Here is a 15,092-nt window from a genome sequence, read left to right as displayed (position 1 = left end):
GAGTGAAGAAACCTCCTGTTTTTTTGTTTTGTATGTAGGATAAAGGTAGGAATTTTAGTTGAATGGGGAACCTCATGCGAATACGCAAATGTCACAGGTATAAAATTGAATAATGTAATAAAACAAAAATAATACCTTGACAGACATAGTAATATGCTTGATAATATGATTGTGAGGTGTTAATAATGAGTGAGAATAAAATTACATCCGATTTGCTGCGTGGGCACACTGATACGATCATTTTGCGCCTTTTATCCGAAGCAGATCGCTACGGCTACGAAATCGTTAAGCTCATTGCCGAGCGTTCGGGCGGAGAGTATGAGTTAAAGGAAGCGACGATGTATTCCAGCCTCCGGCGGCTAGAAGCAAGTGGCGATATCGAGTGGTATTGGGGCGACGAATCTCAAGGTGGACGGCGTAAGTATTTTCGAATTACGGAAAAAGGCAAGGAGACTTATGCCCGCAACAAGAGCAACTGGGAGTACGCAAAATGCGTGCTAGATAAATTGTTATAAGGAGCGTTGATAAGATGAACGAGAAGTTGACTAGCTACTTAAATAGCGTTTTCGCGCCATACGATGAGGTAAAAAGCATCACTGAATTAAAAACCGATTTACTCTCTGATTTGCAGGAGCGATACCGTGAACTGAAAGCTAAGGGTAAGGACGATGAAACGGCATTTAAGATGACCATTGAGAGCATCGGTGACATTGAACAAACCATCTTGGAAATCGCGAACCTCTCCCATTCGTTGGAGCGGCAAGTACTGACAAACTTCAGTGCGAGCAACCTAGCCAAGGGAGACTTTGCAGGAGTGATCGCACATAAAGGAAAGTTCGTGGCGAGTGCATTGCGCAACTCCGACTTTTCGGAAGCCGATCTAACGGGGAGTTTATTTAAGGCAAGCGATATGCGCGAAGCCAACTTTAGCAGCGCTAATTTAACAGATTGCCTATTCTACGCTACGGATTTGACGGATGCGAATTTCACGAAATCAATCCTTGTACGCACCAACTTTAGCAAATCAGGGCTGACTGGAGCAAAATTCACGGACACCAAACTAACAGACGTCAAGTTTGACGCACTCGACCTTAGAAAAACGATGTTTGAGCGTTGTACTTTTATTGGTGTGGACTTCAAATATTGTGACCTAAGAGGAAAACGATTTGAAGGGCAGACTTTTATCGGTGTCAAGTTTAACAAATCAGCGCTGAACGAAGTGTCTTTTCAAGGCGCGACACTCAAAAATACTTCGTTCCACCCAGGTTTTACTTTGTCTAAGAAGTATTACCGTGCTATCCAAACCATCTGCTTTGACGGCGCAGTAATGGATAAACTCACCTATGCTTCTTTGAAAGGCCTAGGCGCTGATTTATCAAAGGTTACCATTGTATAGGGGGGCGGAGGATATGCAAAACAAAACAATCCAATGGATCGCCCTCGCATGTTGTCTAGGTATTCTCATTGTTGCGTATATAACCGCAATAAGCGTCTACAGACGCAAAATGGCGTGACGATACCGGTTTCAAGCAGATAATTTGAAGTAAGAAAGAAGTGTTCGTTACAATAAGGAAGAAAATTCCCTCCGCTTTGGAGGACAAAACCGAGGTGTAACGATGAAAATTGAAGTATGGTCCGATTTTGTTTGTCCGTTTTGTTATATCGGCAAGCGGCGGTTAGAAGAGGCGCTTTCGTCTTTTCCACATCGGGAAAATGTTGAAATCATATTCCGTAGCTTTGAGTTGGATCCGGATGTAAAAAAAGAAACGCCTCTCAACATCCACGAAATGATTGCGCAAAAATACGGCATTTCGGTAGACGAAGCGAAGCGAGCCAATGCCGATATTGGCAAGCAAGCGGAGGCGCTGGGTCTCACGTTCCGTTTTGAAACGATGAAGCCGACCAATACGTTTGATGCCCACCGTCTAGCACAATATGCGAAGAAAAAAGGGAAACTTCACGAAGTAGTAGAGCGGCTGTTTTACGCCTATTTTACCGAATCGAAGCAAATTAGCGACCGCAACGTGCTACTGGAGCTCGCCGAAGCAGCAGGGCTTGATCGGAAAGAGGCGGAAGTAGTGCTTGATGATGGTCGTTATGCAGAACAAGTGCGACATGAGGAAGCGATAGCGGCTCAACTCGGCGTCCGCGGCGTTCCGTTTTTCGTATTGAATCAAAAATACGCCATTTCTGGCGCCCAGCCTGTTGAAGTATTCCGACAAGCGATAGAGAGAGTGTGGACAGAAGAACAGCAGTCCTCATCGCTGCAATCGCTAGCGGAAGAAGGAAAAACGTGCACGGACGAAAATTGCACTATCGACTAAATTCAAGCAAATAAAAAGCCGGATAGGGAACCCTGCCCGGTTTTATCTTATTCCACATCATCCATATGCAAGATGGAATCAAGCGAAATTGCTAAATCTGGATACAAAAAAGACGTTAACACATCTTTCGGGCCGAATACCGCCCGTTTTTGAAACCGTCCGTCTTCTAAGCCAATGACTTCAATCGTTCGATTGCTTGGGTCGACCATCCAATACTCTTTCACACCATTTGCTTCATACAAATAATATTTTTGATTTCGATCTTTAATTCCTGTGCTAGCGGATAACACTTCGATCACGAGGTCGGGTGCACCTTGTACTCGGTTTTTTTTCAGTTGAGTTACGTTGCAAATAACGAATAAATCCGGCTGTACAACGGTTTGCGCTTCTTCTTCATTTTTAGCTGCATCGAATTGTACATCAAATGGAGATAAGATGAGGCGACATCCTTGTGCTTTGAAGTAAGGAGCTAAGGCGAGATACAGTTCGCCCACGACATATTGGTGAACATATGAAGGCGATGCAAGCAAATAAGGGACACCGTCAATCAGCTCCCAATTTCCTTCCCATTGTTGAATATCTTTATATGAATACAGACGACCGTGTTGTGCTTTTTCCATCTCTCTCACCTGCTTCTTTGTCTTTTTTACATTATATCACAATGAGAGTGCACTTTTTGTATGCGACGAGAATCAAGCCTCATCTTTTTCGTTTTTTTACATATTTCGACAAAAAATTGTGTGTATGTTTGCTATAGTAGGATTAATATTTAATCGAAAGGAGAGATGGATATGATTCGTAAGCTGAATAGGAAGGATCATCATGTTGTGTTTTCTTTTTTAAAGCAAGAGCCGTCACTTAATCTTTTTATTATCGGTGATATTGAAGCGTTTGGATACGAGCAGGAGTTTCAAGAGCTGTGGGGCGACTTTGATGAGGACGGTGCGTTGCGAGCTGTGTTGTTGCGATTTTATGATTCGTATATTCCATATGCTCCGGGGGAGTTTGATATAGAGGGATTTGCTAAAATTATGAGAAATACTGCTCATCCTGTTCGACTTTCTGGAAAAACGGATCTTGTTGCAGCATTTGAACCTCTCTTGCCACTTGGGAAAAAGCGTGTGACGTATTTTTGCGAATGTAACGAAATCACATTTCCGGAAGTAGAAAGCCGCTATGAAATAAAACAAGCAACGATCAATGATGTGGATCGAATAATAGCGTTGCGCAGTCGCATTGCTGAGTTTTCGGTGCTTCCTTCATCGCGAGATATGCTTGTCAAATCGTTAGAGACGAACACGGGTCGCACGTATTATATCGAGGAGAATGGCCGCATGGTGTCGTCTGTCTCGACAACAGCAGAGAATACGCTGTCTGCAATGGTTGTCGGTGTTTGTACGGATCCGAATGATCGTCAAAAAGGGTATGCAAGCGAAATAATGAAGCGTGTCATCCAAGACTACATTCGCTCAGGCAAAACGTTATGTTTATTTTATGATAATCCGAGTGCAGGACGTATTTATAAACGACTTGGTTTTTCTGATATCGGCATGTGGACGATGTATGGGTGACATACGGTTCTTGTTTGCGGTTTTGCGTATATGTTGACACATATAAACAAAATGAAAGGTGTGGATGTATATGCCATTATATTTTGCGTACGGCAGTTGCATGTCGTTTTCGGACTTAAGAAGAACGACAAATTTTAAATACGTTGGAACAGGAATTGTTTTTGATTATCGCCTCGCATTTTCAGTATATTCGCGTACAAGACGAGGCGGAGTCGCTGATATCGTATATGCTCCGGGGGAAAGAGTGGAGGGAATTTTGTTTGAAGTGCCGGACTTTAAGCAGTTGGACAAACGAGAAGGACATCCGAATTTTTATCGGCGTCGCGAAATTGAAGTGTGGGACGAACAAGCGAAAACGATGCGAATAGCTAGTACGTATGAAGTTGTTCACAAAAAAACACCTGAGATTCCGCCGTCTGATGAATATGCGAACATTTTGTTAGAAGGGGCAAAACGATTGTCTGAGCCATACCAGAAACAGTTACAAGCACATATTTTTTCACTTTTGGGAAAGGCAAAAACAACAGGATGACTATAAGTAACATGATGAGGTGAGCGAAGATGAAATCGTTTCAAGTGTTCGTATATGGGACGTTGCTGCAAGGGGAGGCGAATCATCGTGTCGTTGCCCCGTATGTTACACATATCGAAAAAGGTGCTGTATGTGGTTGGCTTCATAGCGTCTATGATTTGTACCCGGCTTTAGTGCTTGATCCGTCTGCTCCTCCGGTGGAAGGGGAATGGCTGACAGTGAGCGAAAAAGGACTAAGGGCAATGGATCGGCTTGAAGGATATGACGGAGAAGGAAAGCACAACGATTATGAGCGAGTATTCGTGACAGACGTAAACGGAAAGACGGCCGGATTTGTGTATGTATACTCAAGCGAGCAAGCGAAACATTTGCCGCGAATTGGAACGTCGTGGAGGGCGTATAGGCAGTCGCGAAAAACATAAGAGACGAGGAAAGCGTGAAGTTTGCAAGTTTTTGACGCACTTCACGTTTTTCTATTGTTACATATGTGAATATAATAGAGGGGGGTGGATGCGTGCACTGAAAAAAGAAAAAATGGAAATGAAAAGAGGGAAATACGTTGCAGCTTGGAGCGATTGTCATTCAAGGAGAAAATGTATTGCTTATCGTCAGTTTGCTTATGACGTACGTGTTTTTTTATTACGGGGTGTTTGTTTTAAAAGCGGAACGAAATGTGATGGATGTTATTTTTAACAGTTTCATATATGGTTTAGTCATATGGAAATTGAGTTACGGTATTGTGCATCCGAACGTGGTGCTAGAAAATCCGTTAACGCTCCTTTATTTTAACGGTGGCGTTGTTGGTCTTGTTTTAGCAGCAATATTTATTGTCGTGTATACATATTGGCAGTTGAAAAAACAGCACATTCCGTTCGCTGTTTATATTCGTTCGGTTACTCCTATATATTTCGGGTACTGGATCGTATTCAGTGTGGTGAAAGGAAGTGAATTTCCAGGAAATCACTTTATTTGGCTACAAGCTGTCGTCGCTGTTGTTTTCTTTATCGTTTCTTCACGTATAAAAACGACGAGAAAGCTATGGCAACTGCTTGTTTCGTTTCATATTCTCGTCTTCATCTTCCCATCCATATCGGATATGACAAAAGAAACAACTTCACAGCAATCGAGTTCGAACATTGGAATTGATGTAGGAGAAATTGCCCCTGATTTCGAGTTAATGACATTAAAGGGCGAAAAAATGAAGCTGTCTCAGTTTCGAGGAAAAAAAGTAGTTTTAAACTTCTGGGCGTCATGGTGTCCTCCGTGCCGCGCGGAAATGCCAGAGATGCAACAATTTTATGAGCAGTATGGACAACATGTCGCGATTGTAGCGGTCAATTTGACGAATAAAGAAAAAAATCATCAAGCCGTTGAGACGTTTATTAACGAAAAAGGAGTATCATTCGATATTATGCTTGATGAGCAAGGAATAGTTAGTAAAACATATGAAGTGATCACCATTCCGACTTCGTATATCATTGATGAACAAGGGGTCATTCGTAGCAAACATGTCGGTCCACTTTCATACGATGCAATGAAACGAGTGATGTTATCGGAATGATGTTGTGGTATCAAACATGAGCGAACAGTTTTTATATCTGTTCGCTCATTTGTTTTTGTAATTTTCGCTTCGCCATTTGGCTATATAGTTCAGAAAAACTGCAATGGGTGATAATCGATTCAATCAATAGTTGTTTTGTTTCTCTTTTTTGTAACTTTATATTCATTTGTGCCCCGATATGAAGCAGTTGTTCTTTTTTAAAAGTCATTAAAAATGCTGTTGCTTCTTCTTTAGTCATGTTTTTCATTTGTGTAATGACGTTTGCATAGTTTGTTTCGTTTGTTGATTGTTTTTTTATCGTTTGATTTTGTAACTTTTCTGAAAGATCTTGTAACATCTCATCAACAGTGCAATGTTCGTAATGTTTTAAAATAATGAGCGCTTTTTCTAACATATGTGTTAATGTGTTTACGTTCATACGACAATTCCTCCACCAATTCGGTTTAAAAATTCAAGCGTCATTTTTTTCACGCATTCGCTTTGTTTCGCGCGGTTATTTTCAACGGCAAATACAGGATAACTGAGCATCGATGCTCGCGTGATGGCATCACCGTATGGTAAATAGCTGTGAAAGATCATGTCAGATGAAAGCGTACGTTTCAATGTATTGATCATATTTTCTTGTGTTTGTTTTGGCTGATTTCCGTATTCGCGAATGAAATTGAGGACGATGCCGATGAGTTTTGTATCGCTATATTCTTTTGCACTCGATTGAAATCTTTCGTTTAATTCATCTACTTTATTTTTAATGGCTGAGATGCCGTATGAAGATAGACGATCAGGGATGGCTGGAATTAAATAATAATCGCTCGCATAGAGGGCATTTTGCGTAATATAATTCAAATTTGGTGGACAGTCAATAAAAATAAAATCATACTCATGTTTCACCGTGTTTAAAATATGGTGAAGCATTTGAAATTTATAAATATCTGAACCAAATAAATGGTCTTTAAAATGAGGCCGTGAGTAAACGGCAATATCCATGTCTGTATGGATAAGTTCAGCGTGTGCTGGAAGCAAATCAATATGTTCATACACTTTCTCATTTTTACTTCGCACGCACGCTTTTAAAATGAAATCATTTACATCCACTTGAGGATATTCGTTTTTTAAGTAATGTTCAATTAAATCTTTCAACGTACCGATCGGTGGCGTTTCTTGATAGGCTAACTGTTCAAACCGCTCTGGTGTCAAACATGAAATGGATAGATTACATTGTGCATCCGCATCTACCAATAACACCTTCGGTTGAGATTGTTCAAGACCGAGTAGCTCTAATTCGTCAGATGATAAATGTTGCAGTCCTGTCGCTAAATGATGAGTGACGGTCGTCTTTCCAACTCCGCCTTTCCAGTTAATAATACTAATTACTTTCGCCTGTCGCTCCATGATGATCGCCTCCTGTTGTATATGGACGGTTTATTTGTATGAGAAAAGATAAAAAGTTATGACGAATTATTTGCGTAATATTAGGATGATGGACATATTGTTTTATGTCATAATGTTGATAGCAGGATGAAGATGAGAGATGTAGCGAGGAGGAACAATTATGGAAGTTTTTGAACAATATTTAGCAAAGATCGATCATGTCGACCATCGCAACCGAGTAGAGGAAATTTTACGATGGGTTTGTGATACGTTCCCACAGTTAAAACCACAAATCAAATGGAATACGCCCATGTTTACCGATCACGGTACATTTATTATCGGTTTTTCCACAGCAAAGCATCATGTAAGTGTGTCACCGGAAGAAGCATGCATGACGTATTTTGCTGATGAAATCGCCCAAGCTGGTTATAGCGCGACGAAAGGATTGTTTCGAATCCCGTGGGATAAGCCAGTAAATTATGAATTGCTAGAGAAAATGATTGCTTTTAATATCGAAGAGAAAGCCGATTGTGCAAGTTTTTGGCGAAAGTAGCAAACCATCGAACACATCATACACAGTACCTCTTGGCGAGCGATGTTTCTCGCTCTTTTTTCTTTCAACGAAATTTGTAAAGTAATGTTGTCCGGTTTGAAATATTGCTCTATGTTATAATTGTTATAACAGTTATAACATAGAGGTGAGACATATGCTACATGCCGATCGGAAAGTGTTGAAAATCGGAAACTCACTAGGAGTTACTTTTCCTATTGAATTCCTCCAAAAGCTTGATATCCATCAAAGGGACGAAATACAGATGGAGCTTGAAAATAACCAAATTGTAGTAAAGAAAAGTAACAAGGTGAACTTGCCAAAAGGTATTTCGAAAGACTTTTTCGACGTGTTAAATGAAACGCTCGAAGCGTATGACGAAACGATTAAGGGGCTTGTTGATCGGTGAGATATGTAACAGTGGAGAAAATCATTGCGATGAACTTTTCCTCATTATCGAGAAATATTCGCCTTGTGAAATGAAAGGCGTAAAAGAATAATCACTATTGGAATCTGCCGTGTATCTGTCGCTACAATTAAAGAATACACGGTTGAGTGTTAGGTTTGGCATCTTCTAACGCTTGATATGATTCACGCTGATGAAAATAGCAATGGAGGAATAGAAATGGCCTATGTTGTGGATTTTAAAAACGTATCTACGGTTGGTTTAGAATCTTCGCCTGTAGCAGATGCTCTTGCGGGGTTGCGTGCGAACGAAGCCCGTTATTTTATGAATAAATACAAGCATGAATTTACAGTTGTACCGGCGAGTGAAAGTCAAGAAACGATTGATTATGTGCATCGAATTTTGAAAGAAGAGCGAGGGATTGAATTTGCGGCCAAGCCTTTAGAAACGTCACGTTTTCAAGTGGAGAATATCCAATTTGCTTACGTTTTTTATGAAGATGGTCTTGTCGTCAATGTGATGTATACAGTCGATGACCGTAAAAAGCGGGCGGTTGGTTTCAAGCTTTCGGAAGGCATGGACGTACCGAAAGAGCTAGAAGGAAAGTTTAAATTCGCCCAGCAAAAATCGAAACTAGCCGGAACGATTCGGGGGTCGTTTTTTGTCATTAAAGGGGAGTATTAGAATAAAACTATATAAATGCACGTTGAAACTTTAACATCTTTATCCTTTATGGAGTAACCATTATTTTGAGTTTTATTGCTCGATGGAATAATCTAATGGAAACAGGCATTTCTCTAAAAGAGGAATGCTTTTTGTTTTGGAATAAAAAAATTATCCAAAACAATAATTATTTATTGTAAAACGATAAACAATGGATTAAAATGAAATGGAAATGATGGAAGTGAGGTGCTTGTTGTGAAACGAGAAACACTTTTTTTAAAAATCGCTATTTTTATTATCGGCGCTCCTATTGTTGCGCTATGTGTATTTGTCTTGCCTAAGTTTCCTAACTTTTATGCCGAGTGGTTGCCAGAATTAGCGTATTTGCGCTATCCGATCGTCATCTTTTTTTATGTTACCGCTATTCCTTTTTTCTTTGCGTTGTATCAAGCGTTCCATATTTTAACTTATATTGACAAAAACGAAGCGTTTTCTGATTTATCGGTAAAAGCTCTAAAGCATATAAAACATTGCGCGACGTCCATTAGTTTATTGTATATCGCAGGCATGCCGTTCTTTTATCTCACTGCCGATTTGGATGATGCCCCAGGGATTATCATCATCGGATTGATGGTAGTCTTTGGAGCGCTGGTCGTCGCGGTGTTTGCCGCGGTGCTGCAAAAGCTTTTACAAAAAGCGATTGAAATCAAATCGGAAAATGACTTAACAATCTGAGGTGGGGCACATGGCGATTATTGTGAATCTCGATGTCATGTTGGCGAAACGGAAAATGAGTGTGACGGAATTATCAGAAAAAGTAGGAATTACGATGGCGAATTTATCGATTTTAAAAAACGGCAAAGCAAAAGCGATTCGGCTGTCGACATTAGATGCCATTTGTAAAGCGTTAGACTGTCAACCTGGCGATATTTTAGAATACCGAAGCGATGACGAGATGTAATGGGAGGCAAAAGCGATGAGAGCATTGATTCAGCTCGTTCATTTTGGCTGGCAACAAGCGCTATCTTGTTTGTTTCCCGTTGTCATTTTTGCCTCGTTAGCCGTGACAAAAATAGTGCCGCTTCCTTTCTTGCCGCGGTATGATTGGTTACTTATCATTTGTCTTTTCATGCAATGGTGGATGGTGCGCGTTGGATTAGAAACGAGAGATGAGCTAAAGGTGATTACGATGTTTCACCTCATCGGGCTTGCCCTTGAACTGTTTAAAGTGCACATAGGGTCTTGGGCTTATCCAGAAGAAGGATATGCAAAAATTTTTGGTGTGCCTTTATATAGCGGGTTTATGTATGCGAGTGTCGCTAGCTATCTTTGCCAAGCGTGGCGGCGGTTAAAAGTCGAGCTCGTCAAATGGCCGCCATTTTCAATCGTTGTTCCACTAGCTGCAGCGATTTATTTAAATTTTTTCACCCATCATTATTGGATGGACGTTCGGTGGTGGTTAATTGGACTTGTCATCATCGTCTTTTGGTCGTCATCGGTCACGTATGAAGTAAATGGCACTCGTTACCGCATGCCGCTTGTGCTTTCATTTCTTCTCATCGGGTTTTTTATTTGGATTGCGGAAAATATTGCTACGTTTTTTGGCGCTTGGCAATACCCGAACCAAACGAAGGCTTGGAGCATCGTTCACTTAGGAAAAGTAAGTTCATGGTTTTTATTAGTCATTGTCAGCTTTCTCATCGTTGCGACGTTAAAGCAGGTGAAAGAAAAATTCCACAGACTATAAATATTCGACTTTACCACCTTACGTTTTATCGAAGAGAAAGAAAATATCGTCTTTTTAGGACAAAGTGGAGTGGGGAAAACCCACTTGGCTACCGCCATCGGTATTGCGGCAGCCAAAAAAAGAACAAGTACGTATTTTATCAAATACCATGAGTTAGTTTTACAACTAAAGAAAGCGAGGATGGAAAATCGATTAGATAACCGATTAAAGTGTTACGCGAAATATAAGCTATTGATTATCGATGAAATTGGTTATTTGCCGATTGATAAGGAAGACGCCAAACTGTTTTTTCAGTTGATTAATTTGCGACATGAAAAGAAAAGTACGATTTTTACGACCAATGCCAATTTTAAAGACTGGGGGGAGATTTTCTAAGATCCCAAGTTAGTCAATGCCATCTTAGATCGGATTTTACACCATGCAACCGTTATTAACATCGTAGGGAACTCGTATCGTTTAAAAAATCACTTAGAAAAGGAAAGTGAAAACGAGTAAATTTGTACATTCTTAAATAGTCAAAAATGTACATGTTCATCTTGACATTTACACACAGACGCCGATTTTGACGATTAGGGCAGAGCGATAAGAAGATGTATTGTAAGCGTCTCATGTGTATGAGATGCTTTTTTATTTGTTTTATCAAGATAAAGGTTTGAATAATTTGCATTTCAATTCTTTTTTGATAGTTGTCGTTTATGGAAGATGTTTTTGGAAAGACGAGGAAAGTGATTGGCCTGTGATACGATTATGCAAATAGCATATAATACATTTTTGGTAACTATTCAGCCACATCATAAAGTGAGCTGAATATTTTTTGCTTTTCCTGTCTATGATGTGAATATTGATAGACAAGGAGGTGAATCGCATGTTGACGGTACAACAAGCTGTATTTACAGTAGAGAACTTAATTGGCAAAGTCCAACAACAAAAACAGCTCATTACTCACCAACAACAAGTCATTGAGCAACTGTTGACAGAAAACAAACAGCTGCGCAAAGAAAATGAACAACTCAAGTATCGCGTTCAAGAGCTGGAAGCACGCACGAAAAAAAACAGCTCCAATAGCCATTTGCCCCCATCTTCTGACCGTTTTCACACCCATTCTTCTCGTCAGCCATCTGGCAACAAGCCAGGCGGACAAGAAGGGCATCAAGGAACGACGCTCCATCAAGTGGAACATCCACATCATCGTGTCGTCCATCGTGTGAACACGTGTCAAGGATGTGGGGCTTCTTTGTGTGAAGTCAAACCGTTCAGAGTCGATGTCCGTCAAGTGTTCGATCTCCCTCCCGTGACGATCGAAGTGACACAACATGAGCGTGAAGTGAAATCCTGTCCACATTGCCGATGTGTTCAACAAGCGGAGTTTCCACCACATGTCACGAATCATGTGCAATACGGTCCACGTCTCACGGCACTCGTTGTTTATTTGCATCATATCCAATTGATCCCTTACAAGCGTTTAAGTGATACAATCGAAGCGTTATATCAACACTCGGTTAGTACAGGAACCCTTGCCAATATGGTGAAACGAGAAGCGCTGGAATCGAATATGGACATCATCGAAGACGCCTTACTTGAATCCAACATCCTGCATGTCGATGACACAAGTTTGTGCATCAATGGGAAACTCGCATGGGTGCATGTCGCGTGTACATCGAGATATACATACTTGGCTCCTCACGCTTCTCGTGGAAAGAAAGCGACCGATGACATCGGGATTCTTCCCTGATATCAAGGAACGATGATACACGATGGGTTCGGTACGTATCCAAAATACACAAAAGCCACCCATGCCCTTTGCCATGCCCATCATTTACGTGAGCTAAAAGGCTTCATCGAACAAGGACATACATGGGCATCGCGTATGACGACGTTTCTGTTAGCCGCCAAACAAGCCGTTGAAGCCCATCACGGTGCACTTTCCGAAAAAGAAGCGAAACGATGGGAACAAGTGTATGATCGCATCCTTATGAAAGCACAGCACCGATTGGAAACGATGAAGCCTCTTCCGAAAAAAGCACTCGCTTTTATTCGACGGCTTCAGAAACGAAAGGAAGAAGCGCTGCGTTTCTTACGTGAAGTGCATGTTCCCTTTGACAACAACCAAGCCGAACGCGATCTTCGCATGGTCAAAGTGAAAGAGAACATTTCGGGTACATTTCGCGAAGAAACATTCGCCCAGTCTTTTTGTATCACAAGAAGCATCGTTTCCACACTGACGAAACACGAAAAAAACGTGTGGGACTCGTTATGCCTCCTGTTGACGGGCGACACGCTCGATCGTGTTCTTTCTACCACTTAGGGCATTTTCTATCACGGAGATGCCCGATTTGTGTTGCGCTTTTTTACATACTACTATCGGGGTGAATAGTTACCATTTTTGTTTTAGAAAATCGAAGACTGACATGTATTAAAATTAAATAATGAAAAAACATAATTCTTTTGTTATTAAGTCGCGATTCGACAATATTCAACAAATTATTTATGTAGTATTTGATATAATTTTTTGTAAATATACGTAAGGCGGTGATAGAGTGGAACAATATTATGCAACTGAATGTAGAGGGGGTGGAAGAATAATCAAATTCTGATTCATGTTGAGGGAGGGTGTTAATTGAAATGGATGGGAAGTTGTTAATTTTTCCTTCTTTCAAGAAGATGATTCGTAACTCTATCACAGCTACTTGTTATTACGCAATGAATGTGCATCGTAGAACTTATATGCTGTGTGGTAAAAAGTCCAATTTTTTTGCATTGCCGAATTATGAATATTTGCCTATTGATCAATTGTTTGAGTACTACGAAAATGATAGATTGTTTTATTCTAGCGAGGCGATGGATCGACTTATTTCAGAATTAGATGAGGACTATTCATTGAAAAGAATATCACTTCAAATCAAAAATTTAGAGAAGATATGTCATCACGTTAAGAATAGAAAAGAAATAGAGAGATATATAAGTGATGCAAAAAGTTACATAGATAGAATGAAACAAATTGGGATGAAGAGCTATATTCCAGTGATGATTTACTCCTGTAGTGGAAATTTCTCAATAGACTACTCTCATGTCATACAAATGGGCAATAACGATCACTGGGTTATACAACTTATTCAGTTTTTTACCGCTATTACGGATGAGAAAATTTCTGTAGATGTAGAAAATATTAGTTTGGATGATTTTTTATTTGATAAGAGTGGTAAGATCATATTCTTTGTTAGTTACGATTTACTTACATGTAATCGGGGTGGATCTTATACATTATTGGAACAAAATTTACGGGCCTTTTCCAAGTTAATTACCTCGTTTTTTAATTATTACTACTCACACTGCCCTAATAGTGTTATAAGTATTTACCATCATCAAAAACCTTTTTTTAAGCTGTACAATCGTTTGAAAGATGGAATATCTTTTAATGATTTTGAAGAGATTGTTCGATTTTACTTTAACCAAGAGAATAGTGTACAACGAAAGAAAATAGGAGTGTTTTTGGATGTAGCTAATATTTATAAAGGTATTCATCATCTAAAAATCAATTATCATGCTCTATTTACAAAAATTTATGGGATATCTGCTCAAGAAAGAATTAAGGGACAATATGCATCGCTTTTTTTACCTGTCTATGAAGAAGAGAAAAAAACAGAGTTTGTACAGTTACAACTAATGATGTTGAAGGATGATTTGGAGCGAGCTGGGTTTATGGTGTTAGAGGTGAAGAATGGTAAAGAAAAGGCCAAGGAAATTGTTGATGGAAAAGAATATGACATAGATGATCAAAAACTCATTCAAAAAATGCTTGAAAAATTCCATCAGCTAGACAGCATTTTGCTTCTTTCGGGAGATGATCATTTTTATGATGTGTTGCTTAAGTATAGGCATGCACAAAAAGATGTGCAGATCATCTCTGTTCATCCTGATGACACATCCAAGAGAATAGCGGAAGATTTTTCTGCTGAACACCGCTATATCACTGATTATTGGGATTGCATCGAGTTATAGGAGGGGTGATATATTACTGTCCAAAGAAGATTATACGGAAACACATCAATATCTACCTTTTTAAGGGGGGAAGAGGGTTGTTAAGTCGGATTCACCCTTGACTACTATTAGTGGAAGAAGAAAAAGAGCCGGTAAGGTTTAGGAAAAAGAAAGAGGGAGAATGTATGATCAATATTATTACTATATTGACTTTGGGTATATTATTAATGATTATGGTTATAGCACTCTATTTGAATGAGAGTGTATATGCTTTTTTGGAGCGAGTAGATAGAGATTTATATACATGCACTTTAAAACCGTAACTTCTGTATGAACACCTTCTCCCATGGTTATACTGCTCCTAAATACTCATGTGTAAAAGGAGCGGAAAG

General features: G+C 39.9%; 17 protein-coding genes and 2 pseudogenes. 16 read left to right on the top strand and 3 right to left on the bottom strand.

Annotation, left to right across the window (positions count from 1 at the left end):
• The first annotated feature begins 185 nt into the window (after positions 1-185).
• From HNR43_RS03685 to HNR43_RS03675, 3 genes are all read left to right on the top strand, one after another.
• Entirely contained in the window at positions 186-515 is a 330-nt protein-coding gene (locus tag HNR43_RS03685; RefSeq protein WP_055441076.1) for a PadR family transcriptional regulator, read from the top strand.
• Between the two features lie 14 nt (positions 516-529).
• Positions 530-1,396 carry a pentapeptide repeat-containing protein gene (locus HNR43_RS03680; RefSeq protein WP_183241415.1) on the top strand — a complete coding sequence of 289 codons (867 nt, stop codon included), beginning with the start codon at positions 530-532 and terminating at the stop codon, positions 1,394-1,396.
• A 220-nt stretch (positions 1,397-1,616) separates the two neighbouring features.
• Entirely contained in the window at positions 1,617-2,324 is a 708-nt protein-coding gene (locus HNR43_RS03675) for a DsbA family oxidoreductase (RefSeq protein ID WP_183241413.1), read from the top strand.
• Between the two features lie 47 nt (positions 2,325-2,371).
• On the opposite strand, the gene HNR43_RS03670 is transcribed toward HNR43_RS03675, so the two are convergent.
• Positions 2,372-2,944 (bottom strand): Uma2 family endonuclease, encoded by a 573-nt coding sequence (locus HNR43_RS03670; RefSeq protein WP_183241410.1) that lies wholly within the window; start codon positions 2,942-2,944, stop codon positions 2,372-2,374.
• Positions 2,945-3,115: 171 nt separating this feature from the next.
• Between HNR43_RS03670 and HNR43_RS03665 the strand changes: the two genes are divergently transcribed.
• From HNR43_RS03665 to HNR43_RS03650, 4 genes are all read left to right on the top strand, one after another.
• Positions 3,116-3,895 carry a GNAT family N-acetyltransferase gene (locus tag HNR43_RS03665; RefSeq protein ID WP_183241408.1) on the top strand — a complete coding sequence of 260 codons (780 nt, stop codon included), beginning with the start codon at positions 3,116-3,118 and terminating at the stop codon, positions 3,893-3,895.
• A gap of 70 nt (positions 3,896-3,965) precedes the next feature.
• Entirely contained in the window at positions 3,966-4,427 is a 462-nt protein-coding gene (locus tag HNR43_RS03660; protein WP_183241406.1) for a gamma-glutamylcyclotransferase family protein, read from the top strand.
• A gap of 29 nt (positions 4,428-4,456) precedes the next feature.
• Positions 4,457-4,849, top strand: a complete 393-nt coding sequence (locus HNR43_RS03655) for a gamma-glutamylcyclotransferase family protein (protein ID WP_183241404.1) — start codon at positions 4,457-4,459, stop codon at positions 4,847-4,849.
• A 197-nt stretch (positions 4,850-5,046) separates the two neighbouring features.
• A complete protein-coding gene (locus HNR43_RS03650) occupies positions 5,047-5,988 on the top strand; it encodes a TlpA family protein disulfide reductase (RefSeq protein ID WP_183241806.1) in 942 nt (313 codons plus the stop codon).
• Between the two features lie 31 nt (positions 5,989-6,019).
• Here the strand turns inward: HNR43_RS03650 and HNR43_RS03645 are convergent, their stop codons facing one another.
• Both HNR43_RS03645 and HNR43_RS03640 read right to left on the bottom strand, forming a co-directional pair.
• Positions 6,020-6,406 (bottom strand): hypothetical protein, encoded by a 387-nt coding sequence (locus HNR43_RS03645; RefSeq protein ID WP_183241402.1) that lies wholly within the window; start codon positions 6,404-6,406, stop codon positions 6,020-6,022.
• On the bottom strand, positions 6,403-7,377 hold the full coding sequence (locus HNR43_RS03640) for a ParA family protein (RefSeq protein WP_183241400.1): 975 nt from the start codon (positions 7,375-7,377) through the stop codon (positions 6,403-6,405). The genes HNR43_RS03645 and HNR43_RS03640 overlap by 4 nt, the downstream gene beginning before the upstream one ends.
• A gap of 160 nt (positions 7,378-7,537) precedes the next feature.
• Here HNR43_RS03640 and HNR43_RS03635 point away from each other — a divergent pair, with 160 nt between their 5' ends.
• The 9 genes and pseudogenes from HNR43_RS03635 to HNR43_RS03595 all read left to right on the top strand — a co-directional run bounded on the left by HNR43_RS03635 (position 7,538) and on the right by HNR43_RS03595 (position 14,721).
• Positions 7,538-7,909, top strand: coding sequence for an iron chaperone (locus HNR43_RS03635; protein WP_183241398.1), 372 nt, complete (start codon positions 7,538-7,540; stop codon positions 7,907-7,909).
• 154 nt (positions 7,910-8,063) lie between these two features.
• Positions 8,064-8,315: an AbrB/MazE/SpoVT family DNA-binding domain-containing protein gene (locus HNR43_RS14330; RefSeq protein ID WP_183241396.1), complete on the top strand. Its 252-nt coding sequence runs from the start codon at positions 8,064-8,066 to the stop codon at positions 8,313-8,315.
• 216 nt (positions 8,316-8,531) lie between these two features.
• Entirely contained in the window at positions 8,532-8,996 is a 465-nt protein-coding gene (locus HNR43_RS03625) for a phage tail protein (RefSeq protein ID WP_183241394.1), read from the top strand.
• Between the two features lie 234 nt (positions 8,997-9,230).
• Positions 9,231-9,710 (top strand): DUF2975 domain-containing protein, encoded by a 480-nt coding sequence (locus HNR43_RS03620; protein ID WP_183241392.1) that lies wholly within the window; start codon positions 9,231-9,233, stop codon positions 9,708-9,710.
• Between the two features lie 10 nt (positions 9,711-9,720).
• Positions 9,721-9,936 (top strand): helix-turn-helix domain-containing protein, encoded by a 216-nt coding sequence (locus HNR43_RS03615; RefSeq protein ID WP_077428228.1) that lies wholly within the window; start codon positions 9,721-9,723, stop codon positions 9,934-9,936.
• Between the two features lie 15 nt (positions 9,937-9,951).
• Positions 9,952-10,722, top strand: a complete 771-nt coding sequence (locus tag HNR43_RS03610; protein WP_183241390.1) for a DUF817 domain-containing protein — start codon at positions 9,952-9,954, stop codon at positions 10,720-10,722.
• Positions 10,723-11,217, top strand: a pseudogene (gene istB, locus HNR43_RS03605) (IS21-like element helper ATPase IstB); the annotation flags it as partial.
• Positions 11,218-11,587: 370 nt separating this feature from the next.
• A pseudogene (gene tnpC / locus HNR43_RS03600) lies at positions 11,588-13,027 on the top strand (IS66 family transposase).
• Between the two features lie 305 nt (positions 13,028-13,332).
• Positions 13,333-14,721 (top strand): NYN domain-containing protein, encoded by a 1,389-nt coding sequence (locus HNR43_RS03595; protein ID WP_183241388.1) that lies wholly within the window; start codon positions 13,333-13,335, stop codon positions 14,719-14,721.
• Positions 14,722-15,092: the final 371 nt, after the last annotated feature.

This window comes from Anoxybacillus mongoliensis, from assembly GCF_014201515.1.
Lineage (GTDB): Bacteria > Bacillota > Bacilli > Bacillales > Anoxybacillaceae > Anoxybacillus > Anoxybacillus mongoliensis.
The sequence above is the reverse complement of the archived record's forward strand: the minus strand, read 5'-3'. Positions and strand labels throughout refer to the sequence as shown.

Coding starts and splice junctions, on each gene's coding strand:
- HNR43_RS03680 (WP_183241415.1), top strand. CDS start 530: ATGAACGAGAAGTTGACTAGCTACTTAAATAGCGTTTTCGCGCCATAC.
- HNR43_RS03645 (WP_183241402.1), bottom strand. CDS start 6,406: ATGAACGTAAACACATTAACACATATGTTAGAAAAAGCGCTCATTATT.
- HNR43_RS03665 (WP_183241408.1), top strand. CDS start 3,116: ATGATTCGTAAGCTGAATAGGAAGGATCATCATGTTGTGTTTTCTTTT.
- HNR43_RS03635 (WP_183241398.1), top strand. CDS start 7,538: ATGGAAGTTTTTGAACAATATTTAGCAAAGATCGATCATGTCGACCAT.
- HNR43_RS03640 (WP_183241400.1), bottom strand. CDS start 7,377: ATGGAGCGACAGGCGAAAGTAATTAGTATTATTAACTGGAAAGGCGGA.
- HNR43_RS03625 (WP_183241394.1), top strand. CDS start 8,532: ATGGCCTATGTTGTGGATTTTAAAAACGTATCTACGGTTGGTTTAGAA.
- HNR43_RS03650 (WP_183241806.1), top strand. CDS start 5,047: ATGACGTACGTGTTTTTTTATTACGGGGTGTTTGTTTTAAAAGCGGAA.
- HNR43_RS03670 (WP_183241410.1), bottom strand. CDS start 2,944: ATGGAAAAAGCACAACACGGTCGTCTGTATTCATATAAAGATATTCAA.
- HNR43_RS14330 (WP_183241396.1), top strand. CDS start 8,064: ATGCTACATGCCGATCGGAAAGTGTTGAAAATCGGAAACTCACTAGGA.
- HNR43_RS03685 (WP_055441076.1), top strand. CDS start 186: ATGAGTGAGAATAAAATTACATCCGATTTGCTGCGTGGGCACACTGAT.
- HNR43_RS03610 (WP_183241390.1), top strand. CDS start 9,952: ATGAGAGCATTGATTCAGCTCGTTCATTTTGGCTGGCAACAAGCGCTA.
- HNR43_RS03675 (WP_183241413.1), top strand. CDS start 1,617: ATGAAAATTGAAGTATGGTCCGATTTTGTTTGTCCGTTTTGTTATATC.
- HNR43_RS03660 (WP_183241406.1), top strand. CDS start 3,966: ATGCCATTATATTTTGCGTACGGCAGTTGCATGTCGTTTTCGGACTTA.
- HNR43_RS03615 (WP_077428228.1), top strand. CDS start 9,721: ATGGCGATTATTGTGAATCTCGATGTCATGTTGGCGAAACGGAAAATG.
- HNR43_RS03655 (WP_183241404.1), top strand. CDS start 4,457: ATGAAATCGTTTCAAGTGTTCGTATATGGGACGTTGCTGCAAGGGGAG.